This is a genomic window from Bradyrhizobium sp. UBA2491 (assembly GCF_002341725.1).
Classification (GTDB): Bacteria; Pseudomonadota; Alphaproteobacteria; order Rhizobiales; family Xanthobacteraceae; genus Bradyrhizobium.
On record NZ_DDOP01000096.1, the window covers coordinates 14,860 to 41,081 of the forward strand.

General features: G+C 65.8%; 27 protein-coding genes and 1 riboswitch. Of the genes, 11 read left to right on the top strand and 16 right to left on the bottom strand.

The annotated features are described in order from the left end of the window. Position 1 precedes the first annotated feature (1 nt). From B2W55_RS32060 to B2W55_RS32070, 3 genes are all read right to left on the bottom strand, one after another. A complete protein-coding gene (locus B2W55_RS32060) occupies positions 2–1,387 on the bottom strand; it encodes an ATP-binding protein (RefSeq protein WP_024581095.1) in 1,386 nt (461 codons plus the stop codon). Between the two features lie 65 nt (positions 1,388–1,452). Then, positions 1,453–2,157: a response regulator gene (locus B2W55_RS32065; protein WP_029879090.1), complete on the bottom strand. Its 705-nt coding sequence runs from the start codon at positions 2,155–2,157 to the stop codon at positions 1,453–1,455. Between the two features lie 20 nt (positions 2,158–2,177). Beyond that, positions 2,178–2,726: a MarR family winged helix-turn-helix transcriptional regulator gene (locus B2W55_RS32070; RefSeq protein WP_063124463.1), complete on the bottom strand. Its 549-nt coding sequence runs from the start codon at positions 2,724–2,726 to the stop codon at positions 2,178–2,180. Between the two features lie 326 nt (positions 2,727–3,052). Between B2W55_RS32070 and B2W55_RS32075 the strand changes: the two genes are divergently transcribed. From B2W55_RS32075 to B2W55_RS32090, 4 genes are all read left to right on the top strand, one after another. Further along, on the top strand, positions 3,053–4,132 hold the full coding sequence (locus B2W55_RS32075) for a branched-chain amino acid aminotransferase (RefSeq protein ID WP_024581092.1): 1,080 nt from the start codon (positions 3,053–3,055) through the stop codon (positions 4,130–4,132). Positions 4,133–4,395: 263 nt separating this feature from the next. Further along, positions 4,396–5,910, top strand: a complete 1,515-nt coding sequence (gene hisS, locus B2W55_RS32080; RefSeq protein ID WP_024581091.1) for a histidine--tRNA ligase — start codon at positions 4,396–4,398, stop codon at positions 5,908–5,910. Between the two features lie 113 nt (positions 5,911–6,023). Then, positions 6,024–6,227 (top strand): tautomerase family protein, encoded by a 204-nt coding sequence (locus B2W55_RS32085; RefSeq protein WP_024581090.1) that lies wholly within the window; start codon positions 6,024–6,026, stop codon positions 6,225–6,227. Between the two features lie 53 nt (positions 6,228–6,280). Continuing rightward, a complete protein-coding gene (locus tag B2W55_RS32090) occupies positions 6,281–6,685 on the top strand; it encodes a thioesterase family protein (RefSeq protein WP_024581089.1) in 405 nt (134 codons plus the stop codon). A gap of 4 nt (positions 6,686–6,689) precedes the next feature. Here the strand turns inward: B2W55_RS32090 and proC are convergent, their stop codons facing one another. Beyond that, a complete protein-coding gene (proC, locus tag B2W55_RS32095; RefSeq protein WP_024581088.1) occupies positions 6,690–7,520 on the bottom strand; it encodes a pyrroline-5-carboxylate reductase in 831 nt (276 codons plus the stop codon). Between the two features lie 174 nt (positions 7,521–7,694). Continuing rightward, positions 7,695–8,195, bottom strand: a complete 501-nt coding sequence (locus B2W55_RS32100) for a YbjN domain-containing protein (protein ID WP_024581087.1) — start codon at positions 8,193–8,195, stop codon at positions 7,695–7,697. 445 nt (positions 8,196–8,640) lie between these two features. Then, positions 8,641–8,795, top strand: a riboswitch (FMN riboswitch). Positions 8,796–8,873: 78 nt separating this feature from the next. Here B2W55_RS32100 and B2W55_RS32105 point away from each other — a divergent pair. Both B2W55_RS32105 and B2W55_RS32110 read left to right on the top strand, forming a co-directional pair. Next, on the top strand, positions 8,874–9,470 hold the full coding sequence (locus tag B2W55_RS32105) for a 6,7-dimethyl-8-ribityllumazine synthase (RefSeq protein WP_024581086.1): 597 nt from the start codon (positions 8,874–8,876) through the stop codon (positions 9,468–9,470). A gap of 120 nt (positions 9,471–9,590) precedes the next feature. Beyond that, positions 9,591–10,397 (top strand): SDR family NAD(P)-dependent oxidoreductase, encoded by an 807-nt coding sequence (locus B2W55_RS32110; protein WP_024581085.1) that lies wholly within the window; start codon positions 9,591–9,593, stop codon positions 10,395–10,397. Between the two features lie 156 nt (positions 10,398–10,553). Here the strand turns inward: B2W55_RS32110 and B2W55_RS32115 are convergent, their stop codons facing one another. From B2W55_RS32115 to B2W55_RS32150, 8 genes are all read right to left on the bottom strand, one after another. Further along, positions 10,554–11,507, bottom strand: coding sequence for a ribose-phosphate pyrophosphokinase (locus tag B2W55_RS32115; protein ID WP_024581084.1), 954 nt, complete (start codon positions 11,505–11,507; stop codon positions 10,554–10,556). A 277-nt stretch (positions 11,508–11,784) separates the two neighbouring features. Beyond that, the gene (locus B2W55_RS32120) at positions 11,785–12,399 is read right to left on the bottom strand and encodes a hypothetical protein (protein ID WP_024581083.1); all 615 of its coding nucleotides are present in this window, start codon (positions 12,397–12,399) and stop codon (positions 11,785–11,787) included. A 119-nt stretch (positions 12,400–12,518) separates the two neighbouring features. Continuing rightward, positions 12,519–13,451 (bottom strand): MerR family transcriptional regulator, encoded by a 933-nt coding sequence (locus B2W55_RS32125; RefSeq protein ID WP_024581082.1) that lies wholly within the window; start codon positions 13,449–13,451, stop codon positions 12,519–12,521. 74 nt (positions 13,452–13,525) lie between these two features. Next, positions 13,526–14,293 carry a peptidoglycan editing factor PgeF gene (pgeF, locus tag B2W55_RS32130; RefSeq protein ID WP_024581081.1) on the bottom strand — a complete coding sequence of 256 codons (768 nt, stop codon included), beginning with the start codon at positions 14,291–14,293 and terminating at the stop codon, positions 13,526–13,528. After that, positions 14,290–15,348: a class I SAM-dependent methyltransferase gene (locus tag B2W55_RS32135; protein WP_043855269.1), complete on the bottom strand. Its 1,059-nt coding sequence runs from the start codon at positions 15,346–15,348 to the stop codon at positions 14,290–14,292. The genes pgeF and B2W55_RS32135 overlap by 4 nt, the downstream gene beginning before the upstream one ends. An 84-nt stretch (positions 15,349–15,432) precedes the next feature. Next, on the bottom strand, positions 15,433–16,290 hold the full coding sequence (lgt, locus tag B2W55_RS32140; protein WP_024581079.1) for a prolipoprotein diacylglyceryl transferase: 858 nt from the start codon (positions 16,288–16,290) through the stop codon (positions 15,433–15,435). A 5-nt stretch (positions 16,291–16,295) separates the two neighbouring features. Then, entirely contained in the window at positions 16,296–16,673 is a 378-nt protein-coding gene (locus B2W55_RS32145; RefSeq protein WP_291532733.1) for a GNAT family N-acetyltransferase, read from the bottom strand. A gap of 130 nt (positions 16,674–16,803) precedes the next feature. Then, a complete protein-coding gene (locus B2W55_RS32150) occupies positions 16,804–17,535 on the bottom strand; it encodes a dienelactone hydrolase family protein (protein ID WP_024581077.1) in 732 nt (243 codons plus the stop codon). 178 nt (positions 17,536–17,713) lie between these two features. On the opposite strand from B2W55_RS32150, the gene B2W55_RS32155 reads away from it, so the two are divergent. The 4 genes from B2W55_RS32155 (at position 17,714) to ychF (ending at position 20,715) form a co-directional block, all read left to right on the top strand. Beyond that, positions 17,714–17,971 (top strand): accessory factor UbiK family protein, encoded by a 258-nt coding sequence (locus tag B2W55_RS32155; protein ID WP_024581076.1) that lies wholly within the window; start codon positions 17,714–17,716, stop codon positions 17,969–17,971. A gap of 195 nt (positions 17,972–18,166) precedes the next feature. Continuing rightward, on the top strand, positions 18,167–18,889 hold the full coding sequence (locus tag B2W55_RS32160; protein WP_024581075.1) for a 50S ribosomal protein L25/general stress protein Ctc: 723 nt from the start codon (positions 18,167–18,169) through the stop codon (positions 18,887–18,889). A 55-nt stretch (positions 18,890–18,944) separates the two neighbouring features. After that, positions 18,945–19,559 (top strand): aminoacyl-tRNA hydrolase, encoded by a 615-nt coding sequence (gene pth, locus B2W55_RS32165; protein ID WP_024581074.1) that lies wholly within the window; start codon positions 18,945–18,947, stop codon positions 19,557–19,559. Positions 19,560–19,617: 58 nt separating this feature from the next. Continuing rightward, the gene (ychF, locus tag B2W55_RS32170; RefSeq protein ID WP_024581073.1) at positions 19,618–20,715 is read left to right on the top strand and encodes a redox-regulated ATPase YchF; all 1,098 of its coding nucleotides are present in this window, start codon (positions 19,618–19,620) and stop codon (positions 20,713–20,715) included. Between the two features lie 216 nt (positions 20,716–20,931). Here ychF and B2W55_RS32175 read toward each other — a convergent pair whose 3' ends face one another. Continuing rightward, entirely contained in the window at positions 20,932–21,207 is a 276-nt protein-coding gene (locus B2W55_RS32175; RefSeq protein WP_024581072.1) for a metal-sensitive transcriptional regulator, read from the bottom strand. A gap of 64 nt (positions 21,208–21,271) precedes the next feature. Here B2W55_RS32175 and B2W55_RS32180 point away from each other — a divergent pair, with 64 nt between their 5' ends. Beyond that, a complete protein-coding gene (locus tag B2W55_RS32180; RefSeq protein WP_024581071.1) occupies positions 21,272–23,665 on the top strand; it encodes a heavy metal translocating P-type ATPase in 2,394 nt (797 codons plus the stop codon). Positions 23,666–23,862: 197 nt separating this feature from the next. Here B2W55_RS32180 and B2W55_RS32185 read toward each other — a convergent pair whose 3' ends face one another. Continuing rightward, positions 23,863–24,780, bottom strand: coding sequence for a 4-hydroxy-tetrahydrodipicolinate synthase family protein (locus B2W55_RS32185; RefSeq protein WP_024581070.1), 918 nt, complete (start codon positions 24,778–24,780; stop codon positions 23,863–23,865). 521 nt (positions 24,781–25,301) lie between these two features. Continuing rightward, positions 25,302–26,222, bottom strand: a complete 921-nt coding sequence (locus B2W55_RS32190; protein WP_024581069.1) for a LysR family transcriptional regulator — start codon at positions 26,220–26,222, stop codon at positions 25,302–25,304.

A 26,222-nucleotide genomic window follows, 5' to 3' on the forward strand; every position in this document is an offset into this window, starting at 1 on the left:
GCTAGACCGGCACCCGCACCACGGCGCGCAGGCCGCCCATCGGGCTTTCGCCGAGCATGATGTCGCCGCCATGCGAGCGGGCGATGTCGCGGGCGATCGCAAGGCCGAGCCCGCTGCCGCCTTCGTCCTGGTTGCGGGCATCGTCGAGCCGCAGGAACGGCTTGAACACTTCCTCGCGCATCGCGGCGGGGATGCCGGGGCCGTCGTCGTCGACCGTGATGTTGAGATAGCGGTGGTCGCGCTGGCCGGTGATCGAGATCGTGTTGGCGTGGCGGGCGGCATTGGAGACGAGGTTGGCGAGGCAGCGCTTGAACGAGGCCGGCTTCACCGTGACGACCGGCAGGCCGTGGAACGCGACGGTCGCGATGTGGCCGTGACGCTCGGCGTCGCTGCGCAATTCCTCCAGCGCCAGCGCCATGTCGGTCGGCTGCGCGACCTCGCCGGAATCGCCGCGCGCGAAGGCGAGATAGTCCTCCAGCATCATCGACATCTCGTCGACGTCCTTGCGCATCGCGTCGATCTCGGGGCCTTCGCCGATCAGGGCCAGCTCGAGCTTGAAGCGGGTCAGGATGGTGCGCAAATCATGCGACACGCCGGCGAGCATCGCGGTGCGCTGCTCGATCGAGCGCTCGACGCGCGCCTTCATCTCGATGAAGGCCTGCGCCGCGCGCCGCACCTCGCGCGCACCGCGCGGCCGGAAGTTCGGCGCCTCGCGGCCTTTGCCGAAACTTTCCGCGGCATCAGCGAGCCGCAGGATCGGCTTGATCTGGTTGCGCAGGAACAGCACCGCGACGATCAGCAGGATGGTCGAGGTGCCGAGCATCCAGAAGATGAAGATCTCCGAATTGGAGGCGTAGGCCGCGCTGCGCTGCGCGAAGATCCGCATCACCGAATCGTCGAGCTGGACGCGGATCTCGACCAAATTGGACTTGCCGACGGTGTCGATCCAGAACGGGCGGCTGATCTGGCGGCCGAGCTGCACCGAGAGCGTCTGGTCGAGCAGCGAGAAGAACGGCTTCGGTCCCGGCGGCGGCATGTCGCCGGTGGGGAGGAAGTCGACCACCAGTTGCAGCTTCTGGGCGATGCTGCGCAGCTGGGCGCGGTCCTTGTCCTGCGGATAGGTCTTGTAGACGTCGATCAGCGCGGCGATGTCGGAGACAACAGCGGCCGACAGCCGCCGCGTCACCGTGTTCCAGTGCCGCTCCATGAACACGAAGGCGACCACGGTTTGCAGGATCACCATCGGCACGATCATGATCAGCAGCGCGCGGGCATAGAGGCCGGTCGGCATCCAGCTCTTGAACGCGTTGCCCATCCAGCCGTTCGCCTTCGAGACGCGCTGCGAGGCGTTCTTGATCAGGGTCAGGCCGGTATCGAGCGTGCTCATGACGGGTGCTCTAACGCATGATCCGGAAAAGTGTGTAGCGGTTTTCCGACAAGATCATGCCCAAGTCAGGGGGCGGCCACCAGGCGATAGCCGATGCCGCGCACCGCCTGTAGGAACAGCGGATTGGCGGGATCGTGCTCGATCTTGCGGCGCAGCCGGTTGATCTGCACGTCGACCGCGCGCTCGTTGACGGTGCCGCCAGAGGTCAGCTCGGCGCGCGGCACGGTCTCGCCGGGCGCGCTCGCGAGGATGCGCAGCATCTCGCGCTCGCGGTCGGTGAGATGGATGATCTCCTCGCCCTGGCGCAGCTCGCTGCGCTCGATGTGGAAGATGTAGGGGCCGAAGGCGATCTGCTCGACAGTCACGGTCTGCGGCGGCGCGGTGCGCTTGAGGATATTGCCGATGCGCAGCACCAGCTCGCGCGGCTCGAACGGCTTGGCGACGTAATCATCGGCGCCGATCTGCAAGCCCTCGATGCGGGCCTCCGCCTCGTGGCGGGCGGTCAGCATGATGATCGGCACCGTCGAGGAGCTGCGGATGAAGCGGGCGAGGTCGAAGCCGTTCTCGCCGGGCATCATCACGTCGAGGATCAACAGGTCGAAATGCAGTCCGAGCAGCTTGGCGCGGGCGTCGGTGGCGCTCATCGCCGTGGTGACGCGATAGCCTTCGCCGGACAGAAAGCGCGACAGCAGGTCGCGAATCCGGCGGTCGTCGTCGACCAGCAGAAGGTGCGGCGCGTCGTCGGCCGGTTCGATCGGCGCGCGCATCATGGTTGCAGCCTGCACCAGGTTCACTCCCTTGTTTTTCTGCCGCCGCCGAAGATCGCCTCGAGCACCTTGTCGGGATCGTCGCGGTCGATCATCGCGCGGAGGAACTGGCGAACCGTCTCGACGCCGGCCGGATCGATACCGGCCACCGCGCGGTTGATGCGGTCGGTCTGCAACCCCGCGAGCTTGGCGACCAGCGCCTCGCCCTTCGGCGTGGCATAGAGCAGGCGTTGCCGGCGGTCATTGTTGCCGGTCTTCTGCACGATGTAACCCTCGTCCAGCAGCTGCTTGAGCACCCGCCCGAGCGACTGCTTGGTGATGCGCAGCACGTCGAGCAGGTCGGCGACCTTCAGCCCGGGGTAACGGGTGACGAAGTGGATGACGCGGTGGTGGGCGCGGCCGAAGCCGAACGCCTCCAGCTCCTGGTCGGCGTCGCCGACGAAGTCGCGGTAGGCGAAGAACAGGAGCTCGATGATGTCCCAGCGCAGGTCGCGCGCGCCGGCCGAGGGAGAGTGGTCATCTCCCTGCGAATCGGGCTTGGCAGCCATGCCTGAGAAATTTATGTCAGTCATATTGACGTATCTTGGTCTCAATGTTACAAAACTGCCTGTCACGACGAAACATTAAGTCGTTTCGTCCCGGACAGCGTTTGAAGCGGCCTGAAAGAGCCTGTGAGGCGGTTTGGGCCGCAAATTGGACTACCGTGCGATTGTCGAGCGGCATCTCGGCAAACATACTGGACTTCAGCACTCCGCAAAAGCATGTCTAACCGGCATGTTGGCGATGGAAACCGGCCTTGCGGCCGGCGGTGACGTCCGTACCAGGCCGAGCCGGCAGGCCCGGGGGAAACACACCGGCGCCGGATATCGCGCCGGCAGCGACAGCGGAAAGCAAGAAAATGACTTTGAAATTCGACATCCAGCCTTCGCCGAACGTCACCTCCGACAAGGATCGCGCGGCGAAGCTCGTGGACCCGGGCTTCGGCCGCGTCTTCACCGACCATATGGCGATCGTCCGCTACAGCCAGGGCAAGGGCTGGCACAGCGCCCGCGTCGAGGCCCGCGCGAATTTTCCGCTCGATCCGGCCGGCGCGGTGCTGCACTACGCCCAGGAAATTTTCGAGGGCCTCAAGGCCTACAAGCGCGACGATGGCGGCGTGAACCTGTTCCGTCCGGATGCCAATGCCCGCCGCTTCCACGATTCGGCCGAGCGCATGGCGATGGCGCCGCTGCCCGAGGACGTGTTCATCGAGGCGGTCGAGCAACTGGTGCGGATCGATCGCGCCTGGATTCCGGGCGGCGAGGGCAGTCTCTATCTGCGGCCGTTCATGATCGCGAGCGAGATCTTTCTCGGCGTGAAGCCGTCGGCCGAATACATCTTCTCGGTGATCGCATCTCCGGTCGGCTCCTATTTCAAGGGCGGCCCCGCGCCGGTGTCGATCTGGGTGTCGGAGAACTACACGCGCGCCGCGATCGGCGGCACTGGCGCGGTCAAGTGCGGCGGCAATTACGCGGCCAGCCTGCGCGCGCAGGCCGAGGCGATCGATCGCGGCTGCGACCAGGTCGTGTTCCTCGATGCGGTCGAGCGCCGCTACATCGAGGAGCTCGGCGGCATGAACATCTTCTTCGCGTTCGACGACGGCTCGATCTCGACGCCGCCGCTCGGCACCATCCTGCCCGGCATCACCCGCGACTCGATCATCGCGCTCGCCAAGGATTCCGGCACCCGCGTGCGCGAGGAGCCCTATACGATCCAGCAGTGGCGCGCCGATGCCGCCAGCGGCAAGCTGAAAGAGGCGTTCGCCTGCGGCACCGCCGCCGTGATCTCGCCGATCGGCAAGGTGTGCTCGGCGAGCGGCGACTTCCAGATCAGCGGCGGCGTCGCCGGCCCGGTCGCCATGGGGCTGCGCAAGAAGCTGGTCGACATCCAGTACGGCCGCACCAACGACCCGCACAACTGGATCCGCAGCGTCGCGTAAGGTGAGTGCGCTCTCTCACTCCCTCGCCCCGGCCTTGCGGGGAGAGGGGGGGTGAGGGGCCTTCTCTCCGCGGCATCGGATTTGAAACGGGCATCGTGCCATGCCCCTCACCCGAAATTCGCTCACGCGAATTTCGACCTCTCCCCGCAGATGAGCGGGGCGAGGTTAAGATAGGCCGACGCTTGCTGTAGAGTGCGTCCGCTGCTAACTCGGGCTCATATGTGTAAGTCAGTTTTGACTTGCAGGCCCGACAAAGAACCCCAATGGCCGAAAAACCCAAAAAGCCCCAGAAACTGAAGGCGCGCCTGCCGCGCGGACTGGAAGATCGCGGCCCGGCCGCGATCAACGCCACGCGCCGCATGGTCGAGAAGATCCGCGCCGTCTACGAGCTCTACGGCTTCGAGCCGGTGGAGACGCCGGCGATGGAATACACCGACGCGCTCGGCAAGTTCCTGCCCGACCAGGACCGGCCCAACGAGGGCGTGTTCTCGTTCCAGGACGACGACGAGCAGTGGATCTCGCTGCGCTACGACCTGACCGCGCCGCTGGCGCGCTATGTCGCCGAGAATTTCGACGCGCTGCCGAAGCCATACCGGTCCTATCGGTTCGGCTATGTGTTCCGCAACGAGAAGCCCGGTCCCGGCCGCTTCCGCCAGTTCATGCAGTTCGACGCCGACACGGTCGGCTCGGCGACGCCTGCGGCCGACGCCGAGATCTGCATGATGGCGGCCGACACGATGGAAGCGCTCGGCATTCCGCGCGGCTCCTATGTCGTGAAGGTGAACAACCGCAAGGTGCTCGACGGCGTGCTCGAGGCGATCGGCCTCGGCGGTGAAGCGAATGCAGGTCGCCGTCTCACCGTGCTGCGCGCGATCGACAAGCTCGACAAGTTTTCCGCCGACGAGGTCCGCAAGCTGCTTGGTCCTGGACGCTGGGATGGTGGCGAAGAGGGCAAGGGCGACTTCACCAAGGGCGCCGAGCTGAGCCCGGCGGATGCCGATATCGTGCTCGCCGTCACGCAGCAGCGCGACGACTGGAAACAGGCGATCGCCGCGGCGGAGACCCATCTGGCGAAGAGCGAGATTGGCCAGGCCGGCGTCAGCGAGCTCGAAGAGATCGCCAAGCTGGTCGCGGCGTCCGGCTATGGCGCGGATCGCATCCGGATCGATCCCACGATCGTCCGCGGCCTCGAATACTACACCGGTCCGGTCTACGAGGTTGAGCTGCTGCTCGACACCAAGGACGAGAAGGGCCGACCGGTGCGGTTCGGCTCGGTCGGCGGCGGTGGCCGTTATGATGGCCTGGTTTCGCGCTTCCGCGGCGAGCCGGTGCCGGCGACCGGGTTCTCGATCGGCGTGTCGCGCTTGCAGGCCGCGCTGACGATGCTCGGTCAGCTCGACTCGCAAGCCGAGCTCGGTCCCGTCGTCGTCACCGTGTTCGATCGCGACCGCGTCGCCGACTATCAGAAGATGGTCGTAGTGCTGCGCCAGGCCGGCATCCGCGCCGAGCTCTATCTCGGCAATCCGAAGAACATGGGCAACCAGCTCAAATATGCCGACCGTCGCAACTCGCCCTGCGTCATCATCCAGGGCTCGGACGAGAAGGCGCGCGGCGAGGTGCAGATCAAGGATCTGATCGAGGGCGCCAAGGCTGCGGCCGCGATCGCCTCCAATCAGGAATGGCGTGAAACGCGTCCGGCGCAGTTTTCCTGTGCCGAGGCCGATCTGGTCGCCAAGGTCCGCGAGGTCCTGGCGCGGCACGGCGTGAACTGGGGATAGCTGGTGTGTCATGCGCGGGCTTGACCCGCGCGGTCATCTTCAAAAAGATGGCGCGCCTGCCGAACCGGCGGATCGCCGGTTTGCGCGTCAACGACAACCAGGGAGATATTGCAATGCCTGAGATCACCGTGAGCATGGCCGCCGGCCGCACCGAGGAGCAGAAGCTCGGCATGATGCGCGACATCACCCAGGCGCTGGTGAAGAACCTCGGCGTCGATGCCGATGCCGTCGTGATCCAGATCAACGAGGCGCCGCTGCATCACAAGATGAAGGGCGGTAAGTCGTTCGTCGAGCGCGCGGCGGCGGCGAAGAAATAATTCAGCATCGTCGTCCCGGCCTTCGCCGGGACGACACCTTTCTTGAGGCACCAATGGACGCACGTGACTTCATCAAGATCGGCATGAGCGCCGAGCGCATGCTGGTGGTGCCGCCGGAGCGCACGGTCGGGCATTTCGTGCCGGGCATGCCGATGGTCTATGCGACGCCGATGATGATCCTCGAGATGGAGATGGCGTCGGGCGATGCCATCCGCGCGGCGTTGCAGCCTGGCTGGGTCACGGTCGGGACCGAGGTCGATATCCGCCATCTGGCGGCAGCGCTTGTCGGTGCCACCGTGCGCACCACCGCGAAAGTGATCGCGGTCGAGCGCCGCGTGATCCGCTTCGAGGTCGAGGCTTTCGAGGGCACGCGCAAGCTCGGCGAAGGCCGCCATGCGCGCGGCCTGATCAATGTCGAGAGTTTCAACAAGCGGCTGGCCGGGACTTCGGCGCAGTAGACGACTACTTCGCCAATTCCTTCGAGCGCTTCGTTGCCGCGGCGATGGCGCGGGTCATCAGCGGCTGGAGGCCGTCATTGGCCATCAACACCTCCAGCGCCGCGGCCGTGGTGCCGCCGGGTGAGGTGACGTTTTGCCGCAACGTCGCCGACGGCAGATCGGAGCGGTGCAGCAGCTCGCCGGAGCCGGCGACGGTCGCGCGCGCCAGCGTGGTCGCGAGCCCTTCGGGCAGGCCGGCCGCGACGCCGGCGCGGGCCAGTTCTTCGGCGAGCAGGAAGACATAGGCCGGCCCGGAGCCGGAGACCGCGGTCACCGCGTCCATCAGGCTCTCATCGTCGACCCATTCGACGAGACCGGTTGCCTTCAGCAGTGCATCCGTCATGGCGCGCTGCGCGGCGGTGACGCGCTTTGCCGGCACCGCGACCGTGATGCCGCGGCCGATCGCCGCCGGCGTGTTCGGCATCGCGCGCACGACAGCGCCGCCGACCACCTCTTCAAGAACTGACATGGTCGTGCCGGCCATGATCGAGACCACCAGCGTCGAGGGACCGACGAGGGCCTTCAGCGCGGCGCCGGCGTCGCGGAACGATTGCGGCTTCACGGCGACGACGAGCGTGTCGACCGTGCCGATCTCCTTCGCCTGCGGATTGAGCCGCACGCCCCTTGCGCCGAGCGCGGAGATATCAGGTGAAAGGTGCGGATCGATCACCACGACCTGCTGCGGCGAAAGGCCCTGCGCGAGCCAACCGGTCAGCATCGCGCCGCCCATCTTGCCCGCGCCCGCGAGCGCGATGGTGCCGGATGAACCTTTCAACGAGCTGCTGGATGTGTTCACGGCTGTCACCACCATTCGTCGTCCCGGCGAAGGCCGGGACCCATGACCACAGGCGGTTCTAGTGAAGCGAGGCGGGAGCCACAAGCAGTTTGCTTAAGCCCAGGGACCACGGAGTATAGGTCCCGGCCTTCGCCGGGACGCCCTCGAATGTGTGGATGCGCCGGAACGAAACCCTTATGCTTCGCCCTCGGTGTCGAACATCGCCGCCGCCATCGCCTCGGCGGTCGACTTGCCTGCCCACACCACGAACTGGAACGCCGGGTAGTAGCGCTCGCAGGCGTGGATCGCATTGACCACCATGGCCTCGCACTGCGCGGTGGAAGCGGTGAGGCCGCCGGGCAGCACCAGCGCCTGGCGGTGCATCACCATGCCGGTGTGGGTCCACAGGTCGAAATGGCCGACCCATAATTGTTCGTTGATCGCGGCGACCAGACGCTGCACCTCGGCGCGTCGCGCCTGCGGCATCTTCATGTCGAAGGCGCAGGCGAGATGCAGCGCATCGATCTCACCCATCCAGGTGAACGAGAGCTGATAGTCGATCCAGTCTCCCTTGGAGACGATCGTCACCTCGTCTTCGCCGGAACGCTCGAACGCCCAGTTGTTGTCGGTGGCGATATCTTCGACCACCGCAAGCGGGTTGTTCCGGGAATCGATAATGCTTTCGAGGAGGGACATGCCGTCTCGGACCTTGTTCTTATGATCGCTTGATACGCACACGGAAGCCGGCACTTGCGACATACTGCGTCGTGGCCGAGTGCAGCTCCTTGATTGGGCTTCCGGATGCCCCTGGACCTGACGTCGATGAAGTGATGTGATTTGCGGAATCCGCGCAACCGCACGCCGAGTCCGTCCACAGCCAAAGCGCGCATCGTCCACAGCTGATCTCCGCCACACTTGTGATTTTGCGAACAAATCGGAATCTTCGTGGTCGGTAAACGATTTGTTAACCATTTGCCGGCGCTGCGCCGGGTGCGTGAATCAGCCTCCCGGCGCGCTCACGTCGTCGTGCAAGAGCCGCAGCGTGCTCATGGGGACATGCCGTTTCCCCATGCCAAAGGACCTTGCCCGGCCGTCGCGGTTTGGTCATATTTCCGGTCAGGCACGTCCATTCCGGGCGTGCCGATGTTCTCAGGGCGGGGTGAAAGTCCCCACCGGCGGTAAGGGCGATGAGCCCAAGCCCGCGAGCGCCTTCGTTCCGCGAAGCGGGAGGAAGGGTCAGCAGATTCGGTGCAATTCCGAAGCCGACGGTCACAGTCCGGATGAAAGAGAACGGTTGCGGCAGCCAACGCGAGTTTCGCGTGGGCTCTTGTCGTTGTCCGTATGCCCTGATTCTGGTCCTGAAAGAGGAAAGCCATGAATCAGATGTTGCAAGACGCTGAAATCCAAGAAGCTGAAATCCAAGAAGCTGAAGCCCAAACCCCGCAGTCGGAGCATGCTCCCGACACGCCGGCTCATCCGCCGGTGCCGGAGCATCCGCACTTCGCCAAGCCGCAGCGCGTTGCCTTCGTGCAGTCGTCCTGGCACCGCGACGTGGTGGAGGAGTGTCGCATCTCGTTCCTGAAGGAGATCGAGGCGCGTCACATCACCAATGTCGACGTGTTCGAGGTGCCGGGCTCGTTCGAGATCCCGCTGCACGCGCAGCTACTGGCGAAGACGCGCCGCTACACCGCGATCGTGGCGGCCGGGCTGGTCGTCGATGGCGGCATCTACCGCCACGAATTCGTCGCCGACACCGTGATCAAGGCGCTGATGGATGTGCAATTGCGCACCGAGGTGCCGGTGTTCTCGGCGGTGCTGACGCCGCAGCAATTCCACGAGACCGAGGTGCATTACGACTTCTTCCGCAAGCACTTCGTGATCAAGGGGATCGAGGTCGCGGAAGCCTGCGCCAACACGCTGCACAGCCTGGAACGTCTGCGCGGCCAGGTCGCCGCGGGGATTCCCGGCTAAGGCGCCAGCGACGTCAAAGGCCTGACACAAAAGCGATCCCGGCATGCATGCCGGGGTCGCTCTCGCTTGTCGCGTGTTCGGTTATGCTGCCGGCATAATCAGAACGCGCGGGAGGCGCCCATGACCGAACAACATTCCTCCGACTGGCTCGGCCTGTCGGGTCGCGTTGCCGTCGTCACCGGCGGGGGCGGTGGCATCGGCCGCGCCACCGCCATCAGCTTCGCGCGCGCCGGCGCCAAGGTCGCCGCGCTCGATCGCGACGAGCGTGGGCTGGCGGAGACCAAGGCCCAGCTTCGCGCGTTCGGCGACGGTCATCTCGTCGCAAGCTGCGACACGACGAGCGAAGATAATGTCGCTGATGCCGCTGACGCCGTCGTGCGCACGCTCGGTGCTTGCGACATCCTCGTCAACACCGCCGCAGTGCTGCGGCCCGGCGGGCTCGATACGCTGCCGCTCGCGGAGTGGAACGCGGTGCTGGCGGTGAACCTCACCGGCTACTTCATCTGCGCGCAGGCGTTCGGCCGCCAGATGCGCAAGGCTGGACGCGGCAGCCTGATCCACGTCGCCTCGATCGCCGCCAGCAACGCGCAGGGGCAGAGCGGCGCCTACAGCGTCAGCAAGGCCGCGGTCGTGATGCTGTCGCAGCAGCTCGCCGCCGAGTGGGGACCGCACGGCATCCGCAGCAATGTGGTCAGCCCCGGCCTCGTCGTCACGCCGATGAGCCAGGCATTCTACGATACGCCCGGGGTCACCGAGCGGCGCACCGCCGTGGTGCCGATGCGCCGGATCGGCGCGCCGCAGGACATGGCGGACGCCACCCTGTTCCTGGCGAGCGACAGGTCGTCCTACGTCAATGGCGAGGAGATCATCGTCGATGGCGGCTACGCGCGAACACTGATGAGCCACGTGCCGCGGCCGGGGTTTTAGCGACGCCGCATCCACAAGCTCGGTGTCGTCCCGGCCTCGAGCCGGGACCCATAACCACGACTGCCAATTGTTGCGCAACGCTGGGGCCACAGCTCGCTTCAGCAACGCGATCCTGTGGTTATGGGTCCCGGCTTTCGCCGGGACGACAGCAATGTCTCAATCGAACAGGCTGGAGACCGACTCTTCCGCCGCGGTACGGCCGATCGCTTCGGCGATCAGGCCGGCGATCGAGATGGTGCGGATGTTCGGGGCCTTGTTGACGGCTTCCGTCGGCAGGATCGAGTCGGTGATGACCAGCTCCTTCAGCCGCGACGAGGCGATGCGCGCGGCGGCGCCGCCGGACAGCACGCCGTGGGTGATGTAGGCCGAGACCTCCTTGGCGCCGTGCGCGATCAGCGCCTCGGCGGCGTTCACCAGCGTGCCGCCGGAGTCGACGATGTCGTCGACCAGGATGCAATTGTAACCGGCGACGTCGCCGATCACGTTCATCACCTCGGACTCACCCGGACGCTCGCGGCGCTTGTCGACGATCGCGAGCGGGGTGTTGATGCGCTTGGCAAGTCCGCGCGCACGGGCCACGCCGCCGACGTCGGGCGACACCACCATCACCTTGGCGAGGTCGAACCGTTCACGGATGTCGCGCACCATCAGGGGAGCCGCGAACAGATTGTCGGTCGGGATATCGAAGAAGCCCTGGATCTGGCCGGCATGCAGGTCGAGCGTCATGACGCGGTCGACGCCGGCATGGGCGATCAGGTTGGCGACCAGCTTGGCCGAGATCGGCGTGCGCGAGCCGGAGCGGCGATCCTGCCTGGCGTAGCCGAAATAGGGGATCACCGCCGTGATGCGGCGCGCCGAGGAGCGGCGCAGCGCGTCGGTGATGATCAGCAATTCCATCAAATTGTCGTTGGCCGGAAACGACGTCGATTGCAGGATGAACATGTCCGAGCCGCGGACGTTCTCCTGGATCTCGACGAAGATCTCCATGTCGGCGAAACGCCGGACCACGGCCTTGGTCAGTTCGATGCCAAGGCCCTTGGCGATGTCCTGCGCCAGCGCAGGATTGGAGTTGCCGGCGACGAGCTTGATTGATCCGTTCTTTGCCGACATCGATGCTTCCCCCCGCGCCTTGCTGGATACGACGTTCAGCATCTCAAGTCCTTACAGAACCGGCGGGTTTTCGGTGCGCGAGGGAATATCAGGCAGGCGCATCCGCTGGCAACCCATTAGCCCGGTTTCGCCGCCGTTTTCCTGGGCAAAAAGCACGCTTCCCCGGGAGATAACGGGGCTCAGAGCCCCGTTCCGGTGGAAACGGATCGGGGCCCCAGGTTCTTGTCGTGACGCGTTTTCCTCACGCGAACCGGTATCCAATTCGCTCGAAAACGCTTCAATTGGCGGAATAGCCGAGCGCCACGGTCTCGGGCGCGGCGGGGGCCGGGGCGCTGGCCACCGTCGGCCCACGGAGCTCCGGTGCCGGGGCCGGGCCGTCTGCCGGGCCGCCATTGATCATGCTGGAGAGGCCGCTGAGGCCGGCCTGGGCGATCCTGCGCAGCACCAGATCGTCGGCGGCGCCCCAGGCGTCGCGGCCGGCCTTGCCGGCGGGCTCTTCGCCCGAGAGGCGGAGCGCGCGTTGCTGGTTGCTGTCGTAGACGTCCCAGACCCACGCGATCATGGTGCGGCCGCGTACCACCTGTGCCGACAAATAGCTGCGCACGCGATAGGCGGCAGTGCCCTCGCGCGACACGATCGACAGGCTGCGCAGCTTGGATTCGCTGTCGAGCACGCCGACCATGCGGTCGAACACTTGCGGCGGCGGGCCGTCGATCGATTCGAACGCAACGGTCGCGCCGCTGCTCGCCGGGGTGGCCATGGCATAGGAGTCAGCCACATTGCCGCCGGCCGCACAGCCGCCGAGCGCGCTCGCGATCGCCAGCCACGTGACTGCGAGCGTGGCACGCACGACTGTCCCAGTTTGAAACTGGTGGTTTGACGCTTCCCTCATTGCGTCCTGCGATATCGTTAAAACGGCTTAACGTCTAGGGCAGGACGGCCACAGCCCTTAACCGATCCGGCGGGGCTGTGGCGCTGGGGAGGACCGAATTCCTCGCCGATGCACCCGGCTCAGTCGGCCAGATGATGCTGCATGGCCTCGGTGATCCAGGTCCATTCCCGGTTGGGACTGCCGCAGGGCGGCTGGCCGCGCATGATGGCGACCAACTCCCAATAACGGGCCGCGCGTGCGTCATGCAGCGCATATTTGCTGCGAAGCCAGTTGCGGAACGCGAGGTCCGGCTGTCGCCCCAGCAACCGGGCCGACGTCTCCATCCACTCATGGGCCAGCGCCTTGCCGGTGTCCGAACCCGGTTCGAGGCCATCGGCGATCGCCTGTTTCGCCCGCGTCAGCATCGGCTCGCTGGCCTTTTGCCAGGCGGAGGGATCGAGCACGTCGCGATCCCAGACGTCGCTGGCATTGGCGCGCATGTTGGCGACAAAGGACGGATCGTTGAGGATCGCGGACAGTTCGATCCATGCATCGCATTGCTCGGGCGTCGGCTCATCGGGCAATTCGGGCACCGTCGTCTCGATCATCTGCCGCACCCAGTCGCGGTCGATATTGATGCCGTCGGACACTTTCTCGAAAAAGCGTTCGACGACGTTGCGGCGCTCAGCGCGGGACAGCTGCGTCATGGTCAGGAATCTCCTCAAATCTGCTTCGGTGAGTTGCGGTGAACGCAACGCAGCCCGCAGGGCCGAGGCGACGCGGCGCTGCGCCGCGATCTCCGCTTCCAGCGTCTCGAGGCGGAGCTTCAGTGCTTCGACGAGCGAGAGTTCCTTGGTCAGGACCTCACGGATGGCGTCGAGACCGAGCCCCGCGTCGCGCAGGCATCGGATCAGGTCGAGGCGAACCAGTTCGTCGTCGGTGAAGACGCGATAGCCGCTCGCGGTGCGGCCGGCCGGCGGCAGCAAGCCCTGATCCGAATAGAAGCGGAGCTTGCGGACACTCATTCCGCTGAGCCGTGCCGCCTCGCCGATGCTGTAGGTGCGTTGTGTCATGCGCCGCTTGTCCGGTCTCCAGCAGGTGGAGAGTCAAGCCGCTTGTCGCACAAAAATGGCGAGACTGCCCGGCGTCAGCCTTCCAGCGCGATGGCGTGGACGTGGCGGCCGTAATCGGCTTCCTTGCGGTGCACGGAGCGGCGATAGCTGAAGCAGCGTTCGTCGGAATAGGTGTCGATGCCGAGGTCGTCGATCATCAGCACGCCGGCGTTCTCCAGCCGCATGCGGATGAAACCGGCGAGATCGAACATCGCATGACCGTCGCGCTCGGCGGGCATGAAGAACATGCCGTTCTCGGCATCGGCCTCGATGAAGCGCGTCACGAATTCGTTGCCGACCTCGTAGGATTCCTTGCGGATCAACGGCCCGATCGCGGCGACGATGCCGCCGCGCTCGGCACCGAGCTTCTCCATCGCATCGATGGTCGATTCCAGCACGCCGGTCAGCGCGCCCTTCCAGCCGGCATGCGCGGCGCCGATCACCCGCGCATGGGGATCGACGAACAGGATCGGGCCGCAATCGGCCGTCGTGACCGAGATCGCAAGGCCCTCGGTGCGCGTGACGAGGGCATCGGCCTTCGGGCGCGCAGCGCCGTTCCACGGGCCGCTCACGGCCACGACATCGGGCGAATGAACCTGATGCACGCTGATCAGATGGTCGGACGGCACGCCGAGTTGCGCCGCCATCCGCCGCCGGTTCTCCGCGACCTTGGCCGGATCGTCGTGCGAGCCGAGCCCGCCATTGAGGCCGGCATAGATGCCTTCGGAGACGCCGCCCTCGCGCGAGAAGAAGGCGTGGCGCAGGCCCGGAATGGCCGACAGCAGCGGTGATCCCAATGTCATTGTTCGGCCTCGTCAGGCTGATCGCTGAGACCTGCGATCGAGGTGAGGCGCGGGTCGGAGATGGCCATGACCTTGAACATCGAGCCCATCCCGCCGCGCCCGGAATCGGTGAGGCGCTTCAGCGCGCTGGCGACGTCGGCGGAGACCTCCGGCGTCGCCTTGGCCATCAGTCCGGCGGCCCGCGCCTCGACGCCGAGACGCTTGAGGAAATCGCCCTGGGTTGCCGGCCCGTGCACATGTGCGCCGACATCCTCGGCAGCCTGCGCCAACGCCTGGAAATCGACATGCGCAGTCACGTCGGCCTGCCCCGGGTTCTTCAAGGGGTCGGCGAAGCTGTGGCGCGCGATCGCCTGGAAGGTGTCGCCGGCGTCGCTGCGCAGATGGCCGTAATCGATGATCAGCGCGGCGCCGTCCTGGTCGCGCACCCGCGTCGCCAGCTTCATGATCTCGTTGTCGGGCCGCCACTCGAACACCGCGCCGAGCGGGGCGGCGCGCACCAGCGGCGGCAGCAGCACCTCGAAATGCGGCGTCGGCTCGGCAGCAGGCGCGAAATACAGGCTGCCATTGACATCCATTCCGACCGTGCGCTCGTGCCAGCCGGTCTCGCGCCGGACCATCTGGTGCACCGGCAGCACGTCGAAATATTCGTTGGCGAGGATCACCGCCGGTCCCTCGGGCACATCGTCGATGCTGTCGTGCCAGGTGACGTTGCGCACCCCCGTCAGCGTCGCGCGCTGCTTCTCGCGCAGCACCGGATTGACCTCGACCATGTGAATGCTGAGCGACTGGTAGAGCGGCGGCAGCACGCGCAGCGCACGCAGCGCGTCCGACATCATGGTGCCGCGGCCGGGGCCGAGCTCGATCAAGCGGAGCGTCTCCGGCGAGCCGATCGCGCGCCAGATCGAGGCGCTCCACAGGCCGAGCAACTCGCCGAACATCTGGCTGACCTCGGGCGAGGTGGTGAAATCGCCCTCGCGGCCCAGCGGATCGCGCGACAGGTAATAGCCGTAGCGCGGATGCATCAGGCATAATTCCATGTAGCGCCAGACCGGCATCGGCCCGGACAGCTTGATCAGCTTCCTGATCTCATCCAGCAGCGGGGAGGGGTCGCTCACGGCGTTCCTTGGATTGTACGTGCGCTACGTTGAACTTGTTGTATTCGAGCCCGGCGCCGGCCCGCTCGCCTTGCGGCGGAGAGCGGCGGTGATGATGATAGCGCCGACAATAATCATTGGCACGGACAGCAGCATCCCCATGGTTAATCCGCCCCACAGGAAGCCGAGCTGCGGATCGGGCTCCCTGAAGTGCTCGCCGATGATCCGGGCGATGCCATAGATCGTGATGAAGCTGCCGAGGATCAGGCCGGGCCGCTTCAGTGCCCCGAGCCGGATCATGATCGCCAGCGCGGTAAACAGTACGATGCCCTCGAGGCCGGCCTCATAGAGCTGGCTCGGATGGCGCGGCAGCGGGCCGCCATTGGGGAAGATCATGGCCCAGGGCAGGCTCGGATCAGCGTGGCGGCCCCACAATTCGCTGTTGATGAAATTGGCGATGCGGCCGAGGAACAGGCCGATCGGCGCGACCGCGGTGGTGATGTCGCCGAGCGACAGGATCGGGATGTTGTTGCGGCGGGCAAACAGCATCACCGCGGCGACGCAGCCGAGGAAGCCGCCGTGGAACGACATGCCGCCCTTCCACAATTCGAGGATCTCGGAGGGGTGCGCGATGAAGAACGGCAGATTGTAGAACAGCACATAGCCGGTGCGGCCACCGACGATGATGCCGATCGTGACCCAGAGGATGAAATCGTCGAGCTGCGGCAGCGTGATCGGTGCTGGGCCGCCCCACAGCCGTTCCTTCTTGATCAGCGAGCGGGCATAGAGCCAGCCCAGCACGATGCCGACGATATAGGCCAGCGCATACCAGCGGATCACGATCGGGCCGAGCGACAGCGCGACGGGGTTGAACACCGGAAAATCGATCAGCAGGAACGGCATCTTGATCAGAGCGCTTTCGTGTAGATGGCGTAGGGCACGCCATGAATTGGCGGAGCGTCATGGACCTTGCTGAAGCCCATCTTCAGATACATCGGCAAGGCGACCGTCATGATGGGGCTCGTGTGAAGCGCGATGGCCTGGCACCGGTCGCGCCGCGCTCTGGCGAGGCATTCCGACGTCAACGCATGCCCGAGTCCCTTGCCCCTGTCGATGGGATCAACAACCAGCATGCGAATGACCGGCCATGACTGGTCGAAGAATGCGGCCTTTTTGACGCCGGGCCCGAAATAGCCGACCGCGCCGGCAAGCCGGTGGCCGAGATCGGCGACGATGATCTCGCCGCCGGAACTCAGCTCGGAGGTTCGCGACAGGCCGGCGCGCATCGCCGGCCAGTCGTCGAAGACATCGCGGAATTGGTCGAAGGCGGCGACCGCGAGCCGGTTCACCTCGTCAGCATCGGAGCTTCGATAATCTCGAATTCGCGGGCTGTCGGCCATCCCGGCTTTTGCGGCCTCAGACCAGGTTGCGGCGGTAGAGCGCGAGCAGCCGCTCCCAGTGCCGTTCGGCGGCGTCGCGGTCGTAGACCGGGCGCTTGGGGAAGGCGAAGCCGTGATGCGTGCCGGGATAGATCTCGACCTCGTTGTTCGAGCCCTTCATGCCCGCCTTGACCTGCTCGATGATCTCGGCCGGCGCGTAGATGTCGGTCTCGGCGCAGGCGAAATACAGCTCGGCCTTGGCCTTCTGCGCGGCGAGATGCGGGCTGTCGGGCTGGTCGGTTGCCAGATGCGTGCCGTAGATCGAGGCGGCAGCCTTGACCCGATCGCCGAAATGCGTGGCGGCGTTCACCGCGTAGCGGCCGCTCATGCAATAGCCGACGGTGCCGATGATCCTGGTATTGGCGGCCTTCTGCGTCTCGGCGTAGGCGAGCAGGCCCTTGGTGTCTTCCATGACCAGCGGAATGTTGAGCGAGTGCATCAGCTCGAACATGCGCTTGCGCTCCGGCGATTCCGGATCCGGATTGATCGGGCCGAGCTCCATCACGCCGGCGCGGTAATACATATTGGGCAGCATCACGTAATAGCCCGAGGTGCCGAGCCGCCGCGCCATGTCGCGCAGCTCCTCGCGGATCGCCGGCGCATCCATGTAGAAGATGACGACCGGGAAGGGGCCGCCGCGCTCGGGATGGGTGATGAAGGTGGTGGTCTTGCCGTCCTTGGTCGGGATCTCGACGGTGTGCTCGATCATGACGTTTCTGCTCGCGTTGTGATGTGCGATTTCTGTTGTGAGTTCATACGATTGCAAGGAAACCGGAGCATGACAAGGCAAGCTCCCGCGAGATCTGCCATTCGCGGCGGACTTGAACCCGATGGCGGGGATCGCCATTGTCTTATCGCGATTCAGTGAACGCGGAGAGTTTTGCCAGATGACCCAGACCAGCAACCGGTTTTTCGATGAGATCGGCCGTCTGATGAACGATGCCGCCGGCGCCGCCCAGGGCGTCAAGCGCGAGGTCGACACGGTCATGCGCAACCAGGCCGAACGCATCCTGCGCGACCTCGACGTGGTCAAGCGCGAGGAGTTCGACGCGGTCAAGGACATGGCCCGCCTGGCGCGCGAGGAGAACGAGGCGCTGAAGGCCCGGATCGCGGCGCTGGAAGCCAAGCTCGGTGGTGCCGGCTAGGCAAATCGCTCTATCCGGCCACGGCCTCGCGTCTCGCGGCGCGCAAGAAAAATCCCTTCATTTCCTTGTCATTTCGGCCCTTTGGGGCTAAAAGCCCGCCACGTCCGCGGCCCCCGCACCCCTGGAGGCTTGCTGTGGACTTGAGCATGGGCCGCGCTGCGGCCTTTAACTTTTTAAATACAAGGACTTAACGCTATGGCGACCGTCAAGGAATTGAAGGCGACCGCGCGTCCGAAGAGCGGCAAGGGGGCCGCCCGGGCAGAGCGTCGCGCCGGGAGAGTTCCCGGAGTGATCTACGGAGACAACCAGCCCCCCGTCACCATCTCGGTCGACGATCGTGAACTGCGCCAGCGAATCCTGGCGGGCCGGTTCCTGACCACGCTGTTCGATATCGATATCGAGGGCAAGAAGCACCGCGTGATTCCGCGCGACTACCACCTCGACCCGGTCAAGGACTTCCCGCTCCATGTCGACTTCATGCGGCTCGGCGAAGGCGCGACCATCCGCGTCAGCGTGCCGCTGCACGTCGTGAACGCGGAAGCCGCCCCGGGCATCAAGCGCGGTGGCACCGTGAACATCGTCACCCACGCGCTCGAACTGGAGTGCGCGGTCGACAACATTCCGCAATACATCGAAGCCGATGTCGGCAGCCTCGAGATCAGCCACTCGCTGCATCTCACCGACGTCAAGCTGCCCAAGGGCGTGAAGTCGCTGACCCGCGAGGACGCAACCCTGGTCACCATCGTGCCGCCGTCCGGCTACGCCGAAGAGCAGAAGGCCGCGGCTGCGGCGGCTGCTGGTGGCGCTGCTCCGGCCGCGGGTGCTGCGGCTCCGGCCGCTGCCGCTCCGGCTGCGGGTGCTGCGGCTCCGGCCGCGGGTGCCAAGGCTCCCGCCGGCGGTGGCGACAAGAAGAAGTAACCGATCAGGTCGGCGCGCGGTCATCCGACGGCGCGCCGATGCGGGATGCCGTGCCATGCGCCTTTTTGTTGGTCTTGGTAATCCCGGTGCGAAATACGCCAGCAACCGGCACAATATCGGTTTCCTGGCAGTCGATGAGATTGCACGGCGTCATGGTTTCGCACCATGGCGCCGTCGCTTTCAGGGCGAGACCTCCGAGGGCGTGGTCGATCGTGAGAAGGTCGTGCTGCTGAAGCCGACCACCTACATGAACGAGTCCGGGCGCGCGGTGCAGGAAGCGGCGAACTTCTTCAAGCTCGCCCCCGCCGACATCACCGTATTCCAGGACGAGCTCGAACTGCCGCCGGCCAAGGTGCGGGTCAAGATCGGCGGCGGGATCGCCGGCCATAACGGGCTGCGCTCGATCTCCGCGCATATCGGCAACGAGTACCGGCGGGTGCGGCTCGGGATCGGTCATCCCGGCGTCAAGGAACTCGTGCACAGCCACGTGCTGTCGGACTTCGCCAAGAGCGACCGGGCGTGGGTGGAGGCCTTGTGCCAAGCCGTCGCCGACAATGCCGGATTGCTGGCCGCGGGGCAGGACGCCTCGTTCGCCAACAAGGTGCATCTGACGATGCAGGCCAAGGGATTTTTCGACAAGGGTGAGAACGGCGGCGACAAGCCGGCCTGATCCCCGTGTGGTCGTGCCCGGCGCGAGCCGGACGCGACCAAGCTGGACAGAGGAAGACATGGGATTCAAATGCGGGATCGTCGGGCTACCTAACGTCGGCAAGTCGACGTTGTTCAATGCGCTGACCGAGACGGCGGCCGCCCAGGCGGCGAACTATCCGTTCTGCACCATCGAGCCGAATGTCGGCGAGGTGGCGGTGCCCGATCCGCGGCTGGAGAAGCTGTCGGCGATCGCGAAATCCGCGCAGATCATCCCGACCCGGCTGACCTTCGTCGATATCGCCGGCCTGGTGCGCGGCGCCTCGCAGGGCGAAGGCCTCGGCAACCAGTTCCTCGCCAACATCCGCGAAGTCGACGCCATCGCCCACGTGGTGCGCTGCTTCGAGGATTCCGACATCACCCATGTCGAAGGCAAGATCGCGCCGCTCGCCGACATCGAGACCATCGAGACCGAGCTGATGCTCTCCGACCTCGACAGCCTGGAGAAGCGCGTCGACAATCTGTCGAAAAAGGCCAAGGGCAACGACAAGGAGGCCAAGGAGCAGCTCGAGCTGGTCAATCGCGCGCTGGTGCTGCTGCGCGACGGCAAGCCGGCCCGCGGTATGGAACGCAAGCCGGAGGAGGAGCGGGCGTTCCGCATGCTCGGCCTCCTGACCTCGAAGCCCGTGCTCTATGTCTGCAACGTCGAGGAAGGTTCGGCCAAGGACGGCAACAATTTCTCCAAGGCGGTGTTCGAGCGTGCGAAGGCGGAGGGCGCGGTCGCGGTCGTGATCTCGGCCAAGATCGAATCCGAGATCGCGACGCTGTCGCGCGAAGAGCGTGTCGACTTCCTGGAGACGCTGGGCCTCGAAGAGGCCGGGCTCGATCGCCTGATCCGCGCCGGCTACCAGCTGCTCGACCTCATCACCTATTTCACCGTCGGCCCGAAGGAAGCCCGCGCCTGGACCATCGACCGCGGCACCAAGGCACCCGCCGCCGCCGGCGTGATCCATACCGATTTCGAGAAGGGCTTCATCCGCGCCGAGACCATCGCCTATGCCGACTACATCGCCGGCAACGGCGAAGCCGGTGCGCGCGACGCCGGCAAGCTGCGGCTCGAAGGCAAGGACTACGTCGTCGCCGACGGCGACGTGATGCATTTCCGGTTCAATACCTGATCGGTGATTCTTAGCGGCGCTCAAGGCGGCAGTGAATTAAGCGCCGCTCTCTCCCACGTCGTCCCGGGCAAGCGAAGCGTGACCCATAACCACAGGGAGTGGTTATCAAGCATGCTGGGGCCCTAGCTCACGCAAACGACCACGTCCTGTGGTTATGGGTCCCGGCCTTCGCCGGGACGTCATCGAGTATGCGGACAAGGCACGGCCAAACCGCGCTCAGCGATCCGCGCGCCCGATCACGTCCATCAGCTCGGTGATCTTGCGCCGCTGGTCGGCCTTGTCGCCGGACGAGATCGCATGCTCCACGCAATGCGCCACATGATCGCGCAGCACCTCTTCCTCGACGCGGCGTAGCGCTGCGCGCGCGGCCGCGATCTGCGTCACCACGTCGATGCAGTAACGATCTTCCTCGACCATGGTAGCCAACCCGCGGATCTGACCCTCGATCCGTTTGAGCCGTTTTAAACAGGATGTCTTGACCTCGTCTCTCATACGACGCATATACCCCCCTAGGGTATGTAAATCAAGAGGCCGGGATACGGCCGGGAAGAGTTTCGTGGCACAGGCAACGCACGACCATTCGCACGAAGATCAACACCATCATGGCGCGGCCGCGCATTCCTGCTGCGGCGGCAAGCATGATCACGACACGACGCCCGCCGAGGCGGCGTTCGCAATCGATCCGGTCTGCGGCATGAAGGTCAATCGTGCCACCGCCAAGCATCGCTTCACGTACAAGGACGAAGAGTACCTGTTTTGCAGCGGCCGCTGCCGCGAACGCTTCGAGGCCGAGCCGGAGAAATTCCTCAAGCCGCGCGAGGCGGAGCCGCCGGCGCCTGCCGGCACGATCTACACCTGCCCGATGCACCCCGAGGTGCGCCAGGTCGGTCCCGGCTCTTGCCCGATCTGCGGCATGGCGCTGGAGCCCGAGCAGGTCTCGCTCGACGACGGTCCCGATCCCGAACTGATCGACATGACCAGACGGTTCTGGATCGCGCTGGTGCTCACCTTGCCGGTGTTCGTGCTCGAGATGGGCAGCCATCTCGGGCTGATGCACCTGGTGCCGCAATCCACCTCGAACTGGATCTCGTTCGTGCTGGCGACGCCGGTGGTGCTGTGGGCCGGCGCGCCGTTCTTCGTGCGTGGCTGGCAATCGCTGGTCACGCGCAATCTCAACATGTTCACGCTGATCGCGATCGGCACCGGCGTCGCCTATCTCTACAGCGTGATCGCGACGCTGGCACCGCAGCTGTTCCCGCCGGCGTTCCGCGACATGCATGGCGCGGTCGCGGTGTATTTCGAGGCGGCGGCCGTGATTACGGTGCTGGTGCTGCTCGGCCAGGTGCTGGAGCTGCGCGCCCGCGCGCAGACCTCGGGTGCGATCCGGGCGCTGCTCGGCCTCGCGCCCAAGACCGCGCGCCGCGTCACCGACCAGGGCGACGAGGACATCGACATCGACGCGATCAAGGTCGGCGATCGCCTGCGCGTGCGCCCTGGTGAGAAGGTGCCGGTCGACGGCGTCGTCATCGAGGGTAGCGCCGTCATCGACGAATCCATGGTGACGGGTGAATCGATGCCGGTCACGAAGGCGGAAGGCCAGAATGTGATCGGCGGCACCGTCAACCAGAGCGGCGGTCTCGTGATGCGCGCCGAGAAGATCGGCCGCGACACCATGCTGTCGCGCATCGTCGACATGGTGGCGAAGGCTCAGCGGTCGCGCGCGCCGATCCAGCGGCTCGCCGACCGCGTTGCCGGCTGGTTCGTGCCGGCGGTGATCGCAGCCGCCGTGCTGGCCTTCATCGCGTGGACGGTGTTCGGCCCCGAGCCGCGGCTGAGCTTTGCGCTGGTTGCAGCCGTCACGGTGCTGATCATCGCCTGCCCCTGCGCGCTGGGACTGGCGACGCCGATGTCGATCATGGTCGGCGTCGGCCGTGGCGCACATTCCGGCATCCTGATCCGCGACGCGCAGGCGCTGGAGCGGATGGAAGCGATCGACACGCTTGTCATCGACAAGACCGGCACACTCACGGAGGGCAAGCCGAAGGTCGTACGCATCATCTCCGCCGAAGGCATCGAGGACAACGACCTGCTGCGTCTCGCCGCCAGCGTCGAGCAGGGCAGCGAGCATCCGCTGGCGCGGGCGATCATCGCGGCCGCTGCGGAGCGCGGGGTCGCGGCTTTCGCCGTCAGCAATTTTACCTCGCCCTCCGGCAAGGGGGCGACCGGCACGGTCGAGGGCAGGCAAATTGCGCTCGGCAATGCGGTGCTGATGGCCGAACTGAAGATCGCGACGGCCGCGCTGGACCAGGCGGCCGAAGCTGCACGCCGCGACGGCGCAACCGCGATCTATGTCGCGGTCGATGGCCGTGTCGCGGGCGTGATCGCGATCGCCGATCCGGTCAAGCCGTCGGCGGCGAATGCGTTGCAGGCGTTGCGTGCCGAAGGCCTGCGCATCGTGATGCTGACCGGCGACAACGAGACCACCGCGCGCGCGGTGGCGAAGACGCTTCGTATCGACGAGGTTGAGGCCGGCGTGCTGCCGGAGCGCAAGAGCGAGGTCGTGCAGCGGCTGCGCGGCGAGGGCCGCACCGTCGCGATGGCCGGCGACGGCGTCAACGATGCGCCGGCGCTCGCCGCCGCCGATGTCGGCATCGCGATGGGCGGCGGCACCGACGTCGCGATCGAGAGCGCAGGCATCACGCTGCTCACCGGTGACCTGATGGGCCTGGTCCGCGCGCGGCGCCTGTCGGTCGCGACCATGCGCAACATCCGCCAGAACCTGGCGTTCGCCTTCGTCTACAACGCCGCCGGCGTGCCGATCGCGGCGGGCGTGCTGTATCCGCTGTTCGGCATCCTGCTGTCGCCGATGGTCGGCGCCGCCGCGATGGCGCTGTCCTCGGTTAGCGTGATCGGCAACGCGCTACGGCTCACCAGGGTGAAGCTGGATTGACTTTCTTACCTCGCCCCGCGTGCGGGGAGAGGTCCGAACGCATCGTCAGATGCGTTCCGGCTGAGGGGGAGTCTCCACGAGTTCAACTGTCACTCAGCGCGCGGAGGCAGCCCCTCACCCCAACCTTCTCCCCGCATCCGCCTTCGCCCGAAGGCGGGCTTCGGCGGACAGGAGAACGGGGAGAGGGAGAAGACCCATCACGCCGGCTGCAACGCGACTTGCGCGCGGCGCTCCCTCTCGGCGTCGAGCCAGCTCGCGAGATCCTCGCTCACCTCGACCATCGGCAGCCGCACCTCGGGGCTGTCGATCAGGCCCTGTCGCCACAGCCAGTGCTTGGCCGGCGCGGGGCTCGGTTCGGCGAACAGCAGCCGGGTCAGTCCGACCACGCTCTGCCAGGCGGCCAGCGCGGCGTCGCGCTGGCCCTGTCTCAGTAGCGTGCGGATCGCGGCGAAGGTCTCGGTTTGCAGATGCGCGGACAGCAGGATCGCGCCGTCGGCGCCGTCGGACAGCGCGTCGAATGTCTGCGCGTCCTCGCCGGTCAGCACGCGGAAGCCTTCCGGCCGCCGGTTGAGCAAGTCGATCGACTGCGCCCGATCGGCGCAGCAGTCCTTCATGCCGGCGATGTTCGGATGATCCGCGAGCGCCAGCAGCGTCTCATTGGTGAGGTTCACGGCGGTGCGATAGGGAATGTTGTAGAGCACGATCGGCCACGCCGCGTGATCGGCAAGTGCGTTGAAGTGCCGCACGAGGCCGCGCTGCGAGGGTCTCGTATAGTAGGGGCTTGCGATCAGATAGCCGTTGATCGGCCAGTCGGCGGTGTCGTCCAGCGCCTCCTTCATCCCCGCGGTCGAGGCGCCGGAGAGCCCCAGGCACACCGGCAGATGGCGGGAGCTGGCACTGAGCTCGGCGAGCACGACGCTCACCAGCCCCTCCAGCTCATCCCTGCTCAGCGCCATGCCCTCACCGGAGGTTGCGCCGAGGATGAACCCGTCGACGGGGCCGCCGGCATAGTGCCGAACGAGGCGGCGCAGCGAGCTGACGTCGAGCTCGCCGTCGCGGAACGGCGTGATCAGCGGCAGCCAGAGGCCCTGCAATTGGTGGTGTAGGTCAGTCATGTTCCATCTCCTTGGGAAGACAGCCGGAGACGGGACCAACAAAAAACCCCGTCCAGGCGGCGGGGTTTCGGGATCGGTCTGAATGCGAAGGTGATCTTATCGCGCGCGATCTCGTGTCCCCGGGAGGGGAGCTTTTTTCGACGACAGGGCGGCGCACGAAGACGTGATCATCCGACAATCATGCTGCGCTGCGAGGTTGTTGTCAATGCGCATGCTGACCGGGGCGTGCGGCACGTTCGAGCATGACATGCGGATGAAAAAAAGCCGGGCCCAAGAGAGCCCGGCTTAAGGTATTGGCCACGTGAGGCCGACACAATCACCTTCCAAGAGGGATTACTGAACTTCCGCGCCACTGGAGGAGGGGGACATATGCGCGACGCGAACGCTCAGCGTGTAAGCACTATGATCCCCATCGACGCCATGCAGCAACACTCCACGTCGCATGTCAGACATGCGGAGATTCAGGGGCCTGTTGGGGCAGCGCGGGACGCCTATAACCCGGCCCCATAAGGGCCGCTTAATCAGGACGGCCAACGCTGCGCCTTGCTGACCACGAAGTCGCGGAACACCTGCACCCGGGCCACTGTCTTCAGCTCCTCCGGATAGACGAAATAGGTGTCGAGCGCGATCGAGTCGGACTCGCCGAACAACTGCACGAGGTTGTTCTGTTCGACCAGATAGTCCGGCAGCGCGGCGATGCCGAGGCCTTGCTGGCAGGCGCGCACCAGGCCCAGGATGTTGTTGACCTTGAAGTAAGGCTCGCGCGGACCGGAGCCGTTGCGGCCGGCATCGATCAACCAGCTACGGTTCTGCAGATGCGGTGGCACCTGGGCGTCGCCGAGCATGATGATGCGATGCGAGTCGAGATCATCCAGCGTGCGCGGCGTGCCGAAGCGCTTGATGTATTCCGGTGAGCAATAGGCGTGGAAGCCGATCGAGAACAGCTTGCGCTGGATCAGATCGGGCTGGGTCGGCTTGCGGGTGCGGATCGCCACGTCGGCCTCGCGCATCGACAGGTCGAGATCCTCGTCGGTGACGATCAGCGAGATCCGGATGTCGGGATAGAGCGCAACGAACTCGTCGAGCCGCGGGATCAGCCAGTTGATGCCGAGCGCCGGCGGCGTCGTGATCTTGAGGTCGCCGCTTGGCCGCTCGCGGCTGTCGGTGAGCTTGGCGCGCGCCGCCTGCAACTGCATGAAGACGTCATGCGCGGTGCGGAACAAGAGGTCACCCTGTTCGGTCAGGATCAGGCCGCGGGCGTGGCGGTGAAACAGCGACACCGAGAGCTCCTGCTCCAGCGCGCTGACCTGGCGGGAGACCGCAGATTGCGACAGGCCAAGCTGCTCGCCGGCATGCGTGAAGCTGCCTGCTTCCGCCGCCGCGTGAAAGACCTTCAGCTTGTCCCAATCCATGTCCGTAAATCCGTCGCGAGATCGTGCCAT